Source organism: Pseudomonas sp. TE12508 (genome assembly GCF_056279485.1).
In genome coordinates, this window is the sequence record NZ_JBWCCN010000006.1 from 240,426 (window position 1) to 250,926 (window position 10,501).

Annotated in this window: 10 protein-coding genes; 7 read left to right on the forward strand and 3 right to left on the reverse strand. The window is 59.4% G+C overall.

All coding sequences use genetic code 11. From position 1 onward, the window contains the following. Position 1 precedes the first annotated feature (1 nt). The gene (locus ACZ9IM_RS10640) at positions 2 to 217 is read right to left on the reverse strand and encodes a hypothetical protein (protein WP_427622912.1); all 216 of its coding nucleotides are present in this window, start codon (positions 215 to 217) and stop codon (positions 2 to 4) included. Between the two features lie 82 nt (positions 218 to 299). Beyond that, positions 300 to 1,148: a formyltetrahydrofolate deformylase gene (gene purU, locus ACZ9IM_RS10645; protein WP_008072448.1), complete on the reverse strand. Its 849-nt coding sequence runs from the start codon at positions 1,146 to 1,148 to the stop codon at positions 300 to 302. A gap of 325 nt (positions 1,149 to 1,473) precedes the next feature. Between purU and mvaT the strand changes: the two genes are divergently transcribed. Next, a complete protein-coding gene (mvaT, locus tag ACZ9IM_RS10650) occupies positions 1,474 to 1,851 on the forward strand; it encodes a histone-like nucleoid-structuring protein MvaT (protein WP_007933316.1) in 378 nt (125 codons plus the stop codon). A 98-nt stretch (positions 1,852 to 1,949) separates the two neighbouring features. On the opposite strand, the gene sbcB is transcribed toward mvaT, so the two are convergent. Further along, on the reverse strand, positions 1,950 to 3,380 hold the full coding sequence (gene sbcB, locus ACZ9IM_RS10655) for an exodeoxyribonuclease I (RefSeq protein WP_476223855.1): 1,431 nt from the start codon (positions 3,378 to 3,380) through the stop codon (positions 1,950 to 1,952). Positions 3,381 to 3,548: 168 nt separating this feature from the next. On the opposite strand from sbcB, the gene ACZ9IM_RS10660 reads away from it, so the two are divergent. From ACZ9IM_RS10660 to ACZ9IM_RS10685, 6 genes are all read left to right on the forward strand, one after another. Beyond that, a complete protein-coding gene (locus ACZ9IM_RS10660; RefSeq protein ID WP_063341330.1) occupies positions 3,549 to 4,274 on the forward strand; it encodes an RDD family protein in 726 nt (241 codons plus the stop codon). Further along, entirely contained in the window at positions 4,271 to 5,248 is a 978-nt protein-coding gene (locus ACZ9IM_RS10665; RefSeq protein ID WP_476223857.1) for a stage II sporulation protein M, read from the forward strand. Before ACZ9IM_RS10660 ends, ACZ9IM_RS10665 begins: the two co-directional genes overlap by 4 nt. Next, positions 5,235 to 6,779: a DUF4129 domain-containing protein gene (locus tag ACZ9IM_RS10670; protein ID WP_476223858.1), complete on the forward strand. Its 1,545-nt coding sequence runs from the start codon at positions 5,235 to 5,237 to the stop codon at positions 6,777 to 6,779. Before ACZ9IM_RS10665 ends, ACZ9IM_RS10670 begins: the two co-directional genes overlap by 14 nt. Further along, the gene (locus tag ACZ9IM_RS10675; RefSeq protein ID WP_476223859.1) at positions 6,776 to 7,939 is read left to right on the forward strand and encodes a DUF4350 domain-containing protein; all 1,164 of its coding nucleotides are present in this window, start codon (positions 6,776 to 6,778) and stop codon (positions 7,937 to 7,939) included. Before ACZ9IM_RS10670 ends, ACZ9IM_RS10675 begins: the two co-directional genes overlap by 4 nt. Then, positions 7,936 to 8,937: an AAA family ATPase gene (locus tag ACZ9IM_RS10680; RefSeq protein ID WP_476223860.1), complete on the forward strand. Its 1,002-nt coding sequence runs from the start codon at positions 7,936 to 7,938 to the stop codon at positions 8,935 to 8,937. Before ACZ9IM_RS10675 ends, ACZ9IM_RS10680 begins: the two co-directional genes overlap by 4 nt. A gap of 196 nt (positions 8,938 to 9,133) precedes the next feature. Beyond that, complete coding sequence (locus tag ACZ9IM_RS10685; protein ID WP_427622919.1) at positions 9,134 to 10,465, forward strand: DUF58 domain-containing protein; 1,332 nt, start codon at positions 9,134 to 9,136, stop codon at positions 10,463 to 10,465. The last annotated feature ends 36 nt before the right edge of the window (positions 10,466 to 10,501 follow it).

Here is a 10,501-nt window from a genome sequence, read left to right on the forward strand (position 1 = left end):
TTCAGGTATACCTTGTGAGCTGATCTTGCGACGGCTGCGCCGCCGAACGGGGACAAGTCCCCTCACCACAGTCCTGCAACTGCTCCCACAACTCGGCGGCACCGGGGAACTCCGTGCCGTCTTCGGCGCTCAGGTCATCCGGGTCATAGCGACTCAAACAGCCCTCACCCAATGTGGCGGGTGCTTTGGAAGTGGCTTTGTCCAATGGATCGGCCATGGTCATGTTCTCAGTGCAAAAAACGGCGAAGGGCCTGCAGCGATTGAACGCCCAGGCCCTTCGAATTTCAACCGTATGGCTATCAGAACACCACGGTTTTATTGCCATGCACCAGCACCCGGTCTTCCAGGTGATAACGCAGACCACGGGCCAGCACCATTTTCTCGACATCACGGCCGAAGCGCACCATGTCTTCAATACTGTCGCTGTGACTCACGCGCACGACGTCTTGCTCGATGATCGGACCGGCGTCCAGCTCTTCGGTGACATAGTGGCAAGTGGCGCCGATCAACTTCACACCGCGCATCGAAGCCTGGTGATACGGCTTGGCACCGACGAACGACGGCAAGAAGCTGTGGTGAATATTGATGACTTTATGAGCATATTCGCTGCACAACTCGGGCGGCAGAATCTGCATATAACGGGCAAGTACCACCACTTCGGCCTCGTGCTGTTTAACCAGACGCGAGACTTCGGCGAAGGCCGGCTCCTTGTTCTGTGGATTGACCGGGACATGGTAGTAAGGAATACCGTGCCACTCGACCATGCTGCGCAAATCATCATGGTTGGAAATCACGCAGGTGATTTCACAGTCCAGTTCGTCGCTGTGCCAGCGGTGGAGCAAGTCGGCCAGACAGTGAGATTCACGGCTGGCCATCAACACCACGCGTTTCTTCTGCTCGGTGTCGGTGATGCGCCAATCCATCGAGAACTCTTCGGCGATCGGTGCAAACGCTTCGCGAAAGGCTTCGATACCGAAAGGTAGCGAATCGGCACGAATTTCGTGACGCATGAAGAACCAGCCACTGAGATTATCCGAGTGATGGCTCGCTTCAGTGATCCAGCCATTATGTGACGCCAGAAAGTTACTGACTTTAGCAACGATGCCGACGCGGTCCGGGCAAGCAATCACCAGCCGAAAAGTGCGCATGAGGGGGAAACTCCAGAACTTCGCAAAGGCCGCCATTCTAGCGATTGCGCAGCAAAACTGCAGTATTGATGACGTATGGCGTTGCCTGCAGGTCCCGTACAGGTTCTGCAAGCAGACGCGGCCCCACGCGATGGTGTTCTTGCGGGCATTCTTCAAGAGGTCAACTGAGAATATTTGTGACGCTATTTAACTATCACTCCAATGTGTGTCCTGTTCCGCAACTAATTTAAATAAAACTCCGGTTAAATGTTTACTTGATGAAACACCCTGACTATTATTGTCGCACTGTCACCTGCCATCCAGCGCCCAACATAAGGTAGTCCTCATGTCCTTGATCAACGAATATCGCGCCACCGAAGAAGCTATCAAAGAGCTGCAAGCCCGTTTGAAGAATCTGTCCCAAGACGACAAACTGCAAACCGAGCTGGAATTCGAAGGCAAACTGCGCACCCTGATGGGCGAATACTCCAAATCCCTGCGCGACATCATCGCGCTATTGGATCCAGAGTCCAAAACCAAGGCTCCACGTGGCGGCGCAGTAAAAACTACTGGCACCAAGCGTGCTCGCAAAGTTAAACAATACAAAAACCCGCACAATGGCGAAGTCATCGAAACCAAAGGTGGCAACCACAAGACTCTGAAAGAGTGGAAAGCCAAGTGGGGCGGTGATGTGGTTGAAGGTTGGGCTACCCTGCTGGGCTAAGCCGCAAGCGTGTCGCAGACTGATCCGCGACCAAAAGAACGCCAGCAAATGCTGGCGTTTTTTTATGCCTGAAATTCAAGCGCGGATTATTTTCGTTTTCAAAGATTCAAACGTTTGCGTAATGACTGGACATGATTCTGCCATTCATCCAGAACCTCTCGCTGAAACGATGTAGCACTAGTCATCAATTGAGCAGCCGCCTCCAGAAAACTATCCAGCGTATTTGGCGCGCCCCACTCAGGTGCACACAAACGTTTCTGACAGAATATTCGCCAGCGTTCTTGCTCTTCCAGGCTCAACGTATCGGGAAAGTTGCGTGCGCGATAACGAAACAATAATTCAGGCAAACGTTCATCATCGAAAGGCCACTGTTCATGTGCTAATTGCGCAGGGTCGGCAGCTCTGACTTGCTCACATAGACGCCGGTCCCGATCACCGATAAAACCGTCGTATAACTGTTGCTCGGGGTCTTGGCTCGGAGAAAAATCGTCGCTGGCGTAAATGTCTGCCACTTTATCTCGCCAAACTTGTTGTGCGTCACTTAGCCGCAGCGCCCGCTCCTGATAAAGCGCCATATCCAGCCCCAGACGTTGCTGATCTACAGGACGGAGTACCGATAACGGCGCCACTACCGGGCACTTGTTTATGTGTATGAGCTTGAGCGGCACCGGCAGTTCGCCTTCGGCCAAGTCATCGCGGCGGGTATAAAGCCGCTGACGCAAGGTTTCGGCATCCAGATCAAGCAGCCCCTGAGGGTCCAGGTGCAAGTCACAGACAATCAGCGCGTTGCGATTACGTGGATGCCAGGCCAACGGCAGTACCACACCCACATAGTTGCGGGCCGCCGAGAAGCGCCCGGAAATATGCACCATCGGCTGCAACAGCCGAATTTGATCCATGACCTTTTGTTTACTGCGCAGTTGAAACAGCCAGTCATATAACTTCGGCTGTTTCTCCCGAATCAGGCGCGCCAAAGCGATAGTGGCTCGGACATCCGACAGCGCCTCGTGCGCATGCCCATGATCGATGCCATTGGCGGCGGTCAGACGTTCGAGTTTGAGCGTGACTCGCCCCTCCTCGTCCCTGGGCCAGACGAGGCCATCGGGACGCAAGGCATAAGCTGCGCGCACCACATCGATCAAGTCCCAGCGGCTGTTGCCGCCCTGCCACTCCCGTGCATAGGGGTCGAAAAAGTTTCGATACAGGCTGTAACGGGTCATCTCGTCGTCAAAACGCAGTGTGTTGTATCCGGCCCCACAGGTGCCGGGCGCCGCGAGCTGGGCATGAACCCGTGTCATGAAATCGGCTTCGCTCAAACCTTGTTCGGCCAGACGCGCGGGCGTAATACCGGTGATCGCACACGCCGCCGGATGCGGCAGGATGTCCTCGCTGGGCTGGCAATAAAGGTTGACCGGTTCGTCTATTTCATTGAGATCGAAGTCGGTGCGAATCCCCGCCACTTGCAGCGGGCGGTCGCAACGGGGGTTGATGCCAGTGGTTTCATAGTCGTACCAGAAGATCGAGGTCACGGGCTGTTCCTGAACTGAAGACCGGCGAAGTCTAGGCGCACACACGGCGCCCCGACCAGCAATCTGTTATTCAAACATCTCTGGCCACGCACCGTGCAATACATAGTTATGTCGTTTCCCCCCGAGAGGCTGCTAGCATCCGACGGAACAGGCCACATCAAGGTGCCCATGCTCGACACCACAGCACTGCCAGGGAAAGCGACGCTGTCCCGGCCACTGGACACGCGGTATCACGTCGAAACGCCCGAAGGCATCGACTTGCCGCTGCGCCCGGCCGGGTTGATGGTACGTGCGCTGGCGTTCGCCATCGACCTGGGCCTGCGCGGGGTGATGCTGGGCCTGCTGTTTATTGTGTTGGCGTTTCTCGGAAAACTCGGCGCCGGGCTGGGTTCGATTCTGCTGTTCGTGGTGAGCTGGTGGTACATGGTGCTGTTCGAGGTGCTCAATCAGGGCCGCTCGCCGGGCAAGCAATGGATGGGATTACGCGTGGTGCATGACGATGGCACGCCGATCGGCTGGTCCGCGTCCTTGCTGCGCAACCTGCTGCGATTTGTCGACATGTTGCCATTCGGCTACTTCCTCGGAGCAATCAGCTGCCTGCAACATCCCACCTTCAAACGCCTCGGCGACCTGGCCGCCGGTACGCTGGTGATCTACCGCGAACAACCGCTCACCCGACCGCAACTGCCCGACGTCCCGCCACGGCGCGTAGCCTTCGCGTTGACGCTGACCGAGCAGCGCGCCATCCTCGGGTTTGCCGAGCGCCAGGGTGAACTCTCCGAAGCACGGGCCAACGAGCTCGCCTCGATACTCGCGCAACCGTTGCAGGTATCGAAGCCGCAGGCGGTGGCCGAACTCAACGGCATCGCCCGCGGACTGTTGGGCCCGACATGAAGCAAAGCCTTTTCGAAAGTCGCCACAGTGCCGAATGGGAGCAGTTTGCACTCATGCTTGAACGGCTGGAACGCGGCAAGGACGCCTCTGGAGTCGCCAGTTTCCCCAGTGATTATCGACGGCTCTGCCAACACCTGGCCCTGGCTCAGGAACGCGGTTACAGCAGTTTCCTGATCGATTCATTGCAACAACAGGTACTGCGCGGACATCAACAGCTTTATCGGCATCGCAGTCGACTGGGTGCCAACGTGTTGAGTTTCATCCTCGCCGATTTCCCGCGACTGGTGCGTGAGCAGTGGCGTTTCGTGCTTGCCGCCAGCCTGATGTTTTTTGGCAGCCTGATCGGCTTCGCGTTGCTGGTGTATCTGTTCCCGGACCTGATCTACAACCTGATCCCGGCCGAGCAGGTCAGTGAGATGCAAAGCATGTACGACCCCGTCGCCGGCCATTTAGGACGTTCGGCCGAACGGGCGGCCAGTGAAAACTGGGTGATGTTCGGTTACTACATCATGCACAACATCGGCATCGCTTTTCAGACCTTCGCCAGTGGTTTGCTGTTTGGCCTGGGCAGCGCGTTTTTCCTGTTCTTCAACGGTTTGATGATCGGTGCGGTGGCCGGGCATCTGACGCATATCGGCTATGGCCAAACCTTCTGGTCGTTCGTGATCGGCCATGGCGCCTTCGAACTGAGTGCCATCGCCCTGGCTGGCGCCGCAGGCCTGCAACTGGGCTGGGCCTTGATCGCGCCGGGGCGTTTGCCTCGCGCCGAAGCCCTGCAGCTGGCGGCGCGCAAGAGCGTGTTACTGATTTGCGGGGTCATGCTGTTTCTACTGATTGCGGCGTTTATCGAAGCCTACTGGTCGTCGCGGACCGGGCTCGCGCCGCTGACCAAATACCTGGTCGGCGCGGCGCTCTGGTTGTTGGTGGCGACTTATCTGCTGTTTGCCGGACGGACTCGTCATGCGCCTGAGTGATGCCAGTGTGGTAATCCGCCCGCGCACGACCTGGGAAGCCATGGACCTGGGCGTGCTGCTGAGTCAGCGCCATCGACGCTTGTTGATGACCAGTTGGGCCATCGTGACCTTGCCGATCTTCGCTCTACTCACCTTGCTCTTGTGGGATTCGCCCTCCCTCGCCGTTTTCCTGTTCTGGTGGCTCAAACCGGCGTTCGATCGACTGCCGCTGTACATCCTGTCCAAAGCCATGTTCGGCGAAACGCCCACACTGAAGCAGGCCCTGCGCCAATGGCCGCGCCTGCTCAAACCGCAATTGCTGGCCAGCCTGACCTGGCGTCGCCTGAGCCTGAGCCGCAGTTTTCTGATGCCGGTGGTGCAACTCGAAGGTCTGGCGGGCGAAGCACGCCAACAACGTTTGCGCGTGCTGCTGCAGCGCAACGCGGGTGCCGCCCAATGGCTGACGATCATCGGCGTGCATCTGGAAACCGCGCTGTGGATCGGCTTGATGGTGCTGTTCTACATGCTCTTGCCGCAACAGGTCGAACTCGACTGGGGCTGGCAGACCTTGATTACCGCCGCCACCCAAGACTGGCGCTGGCTGGAACACCTGACCAACACCTTTTACGTTCTGGTGCTGATTGTCTGGGAACCGATCTATGTGGCCTGCGGTTTCAGTCTTTATCTGAACCGACGCACGCGGCTGGAAGCCTGGGATATCGAACTGGTGTTCCGTCGGTTGCGCCAGCGCTTGACCAGCACGGTCGTCACGCTGCTGCTGGCCGCGATGCTGCTGGTGCCGACGGCGCAAAGTGGCTGGGCCGCCGAACCGAGTACTTCACCGGAATCTGCCCGCCTGTTGGAGCAACCACTGACCAGTCAGGCATCTCGGGACAGCATCAAGGCCATCCTCGATCAGCCCCCCTTCAAGAACAAGGAAACGGTCACGCGCTATCGTTTTGGCGAAGACAAACCCGCCCCCGACACTGCGGACAATGGTCAAACACCCGCCTGGCTGAAGGCGCTGTTCAGCTTGCTGGACAGCCAACGCTTTGGCGTATTGGCCAGCCTGATCGAAGTGTTGCTGTGGAGCACAGTGATCGGCGCCATTGGGCTATTGATCTGGCGTTACCGCGACTGGCTGCAGGCCTTTGTCAGCCGTCGACCCACGTTAAATCGTAAAGTCGCGCGGCCGTTACCGCAGCAGGCGTTCGGCCTGGACCTCAACCGCGAAACCCTGCCTGCCGATATTGCAGCCAGCGCCGAAAGCCTCTGGCAAACCCATCCCCGTGAAGCCCTCGGGTTGCTCTATCGCGCCCTGCTCAGCCACTTGCTGCACGACTTCAACATGGCGCTCAAGCCCGCCGACACCGAAGGCGAAGTTCTGCAGCGCGTTGAACAACTGCAACAACCTGCCTTGCTGGCCTTCAGTAAAAACCTCACCGGGCACTGGCAGAACATGGCCTATGGGCATCGTCTGCCACCGGCGCATTTGCAGCAGGAACTCTGTGACGGCTGGCGCGCGTTATTCGGCCCGGGAGCGGCCCGTTGAACCGGCGTTTGTGGCTTTCGGCCGGCGCGTTCATCGCCCTGCTCGTGTGTGCGCTGAGCGTTTACCTGTATTTCAAGGCCATGCCCTATCAGGCAGAAATCGATCACGGCCCGTCCCCCGAAGCCCAGGCCAACCCCTATCTGGCGGCCGAGCATTTTCTGCGTAAACAGGGCCTGACTGTCAGCCACGCCAACAGCCTCGACATCTTGCCGACGCTCGAGCCTCACCAGCACAGTTTGTTGTTGCTCGGCGATCGGTCGAACATGTCACCGCGACAGGTGGATCAGGTGTTGAACTGGACCCGGGCCGGTGGACGTCTTTTGTTCGTCGCCGAAGCCCTGTGGGATGAGAAGACCGGTCAGAGCAATGACCTGCTGCTCGACCGGGTGCAGGTGCACCAGTCCCTGAGCAAAGACCTCAAGGAACCGCCGCCCGATCTCCTCGACGACCCCTACCCCAAACTGACCAAGCTGTACCTGGAAAACGAAGAGGCGCCGGCCTACGCCGGCTTCGATACCGCGTTCCATCTCGACGATCCGAAAAACCTCGCCCAGGCCTGGGCCAACAGCGGCAAGGCCACGCACATGATGCAACTGGCTCACGGGCTGGGTTCGATCACCGTGGTCACCGACGCCGACCTCTGGAAAACCCCGGCCATCGACCAGTACGATAACGCCTGGCTGCTGTGGTACCTGACGGCCGACACAGGCGTGACCCTGCTGTTCAATACTGATCACGACAGTCTGCCGACCTTACTGTGGCGCAACTTTCCACAAGCTCTGGTGGCCCTGATTGCCTTGATCGCCTTGGGGTTCTGGCACGTCGGCGTGCGCAACGGCCCATTGCTCGAACCTGCCCCAAAGGCGCGTCGTCAACTTCAGGAACACCTGCGTGCCAGCGCCGATTTCATGCTGCGTCGCAACGGCCAGCACAGCCTGTTGCAAGCCTTGCAACAAGACATCCTGCGTCGTGTCCGTCACCGTCATCCCGGTTTTGAACAACTCGGCGTTGCCGAACAATGGCTAGTGCTCGCACGCCTGACTGGCCAACCCACACGCGCCATCAGCCAGGCCATGAGCCCGCGACCGAAGCAGCGGCTGCCCAGCGCTGAATTCTGCCGTCAGGTCGCCCAGCTGCAAACCTTGAGGAATGCCTTATGACTGAACAGATTGAGCCCGGCACACAGACCCACGCCGCCCAGCAGCGCCAGCGCGCCAGTCAGTTGGCCCAAGCGATAAGAACGGAATTGCAAAAAGCCGTGATCGGCCAGAACAGCGTGATCGACGACGTGCTCACCGCCCTGATCGCCGGCGGCCATGTGCTGCTCGAAGGTGTGCCGGGGTTGGGCAAGACGTTGCTGGTGCGCGCCCTCGCTCGCTGCTTCGGCGGTGAGTTCGCGCGCATCCAGTTCACCCCGGACCTGATGCCCAGCGATGTCACCGGGCACGCGGTGTACGACTTGCAAACCGAGCAATTCAAACTGCGCAAAGGCCCGCTGTTCACCAACCTGCTGCTGGCCGACGAGATCAACCGCGCCCCGGCGAAAACCCAGGCGGCGCTGCTCGAAGCCATGCAGGAACGCCAGGTCACCCTCGAAGGCCGCGCCCTGCCGATCGCGCAACCGTTCATGGTACTCGCCACCCAAAACCCGATCGAACAGGAAGGCACTTACCCGTTGCCGGAAGCCGAGCTCGACCGCTTCATGCTCAAGGTGCGCATGGACTACCCCGATGCCGAGCAGGAACTGAACATGGTGCGCCAGGTTAGCCGCTCGACCCGCGCCGACATGCTCGACGTGCAACCGTTGCGCACCGTGTTGCAAGCCAGGGACGTGCTGGCCCTGCAACGCATTGCCAGTGATCTGCCCATGGACGATCAGGTACTCGACTACGCCGTGCGCCTGGCCCGCACCACCCGAACCTGGCCGGGGTTGACCCTGGGCGCCGGGCCACGCGCTTCAATCGCGCTGGTACGTTGCGCCCGCGCCCGGGCCTTGTTGCGCGGTGGCGAGTTTGTGATTCCCGATGACATCAAAGGTTGTGCGCTGGCCGTTCTGCGTCACCGTGTGCGAATTGCCCCGGAGCTGGACATCGAAGGGCTGGAAGTCGATCAGGTACTCCGGCAGTTGCTCGACCAAGTGCCGGCGCCGAGGCTGTGACCGACACTCCCGTGGCGAGGGGGCTTGCCCCCGTTGGGTTGCGGAGCAGCCCCAAAACCCATCGACGCATAATGTCAGATAAAACGCGTCTACCTGTTTTACGACTGCTTCGCAGCCGAACGCGGGCAAGCCCGCTCGCCACAAAGGTACTGTGCCAGATGGTTGAACGTAGCCCTTACCAAGGAATCGCGACGCAATGAAACCCTCGCGCCTGCTGCTGATCTGGCTCGCGGCCCTACTGGCCATCGGCATCGTGCTGGGCACGTTGCGAGCCTTGGACATCGCCATTCCATCCAGCCTGTTATCGATCAACTGGGGATTGCTGTTAGCGCTGCTGGCCCTGGCGATACTCGATGCCATCCGCCTCAAACGACTGCCCTCGCCTCGTGTGCAACGGCATATGCCCGGCAGTCTGGCGCTTGGTCGATGGGGCGAAGTACGGCTGGAGGTCGAGCATGATCTTGCCCAGCCCTTGAGCATTCAGCTCTTCGACCACGTACCGGACGGCCTGAGTTTCGAAAACCTGCCACTGCCAGTCGAGCTGCAACCCGGCCAGCGCAGCCACATCGGTTATCGGCTACGCCCCCTCAAACGCGGCCACTTCACCTTTGAACACTGCGAAATCCGCCTGCCAAGTCCGTTGGGTCTGTGGCTCGACAAACGCATTCTGAACCTGACTCACCACACCCGCGTCTACCCCGACTTCGCCCACCTCTACGGCGGCCAACTGTTGGCGGTGGACAACTGGCTCAGTCAACTCGGCGTGCGTCAGCGTCAACGCCGTGGTCTGGGCCTGGAATTTCACCAGTTACGGGAATTCAGAGAAGGCGACAGCCTGCGTCAGATCGACTGGAAAGCCACTGCGCGCCAACGCACGCCAATTGCCCGGGAGTACCAGGACGAACGCGATCAACAGATCATGTTCCTGCTCGACTGCGGCCGGCGCATGCGCAGCCAGGACGGCGAACTGTCGCATTTCGACCATGCACTCAACGCCTGCCTGCTGCTCAGTTACGTCGCGCTACGTCAAGGTGATGCGGTGGGCCTGTGTACCTTCGCCGGCGATAAGGCTCGCTACCTCGCTCCGGTCAAGGGCACAGACCAGCTCAACGTGTTGCTCAACACCGTCTACGACCTGGCCGGCACGCAACGCCCTGCCGATTACCCAGCCGCCATCAACCAGCTGCTGGCCCGACAAAAACGCCGGGCACTGGTGGTACTGGTCACCAACCTGCGAGACGAAGACGACGAAGAACTGCTCACTGCCGTCAAACGCCTGGGCCGTCAGCATCGAGTGCTGGTGGTCAGCCTGCGCGAAGAGGTGCTCGACCACTTGCGTCAGGCCCCCGTGCAAACCTTGCCTGAAGCCCTGACGTATTGCGGCACGGTGGAGTATTTGAACGCGCGAGCCGAACTCCATGAGCAGTTGCGTGCTCATGGAGTGCCGGTGCTGGATGCCCGACCCAGTGAACTGGGCACGGCGTTGGTGACGCGGTATTTGAGTTGGAAGCGGGCTGGGGTGATTTAGAGAGACTCCATGACAAAACACCAGAGACTCAGCTCA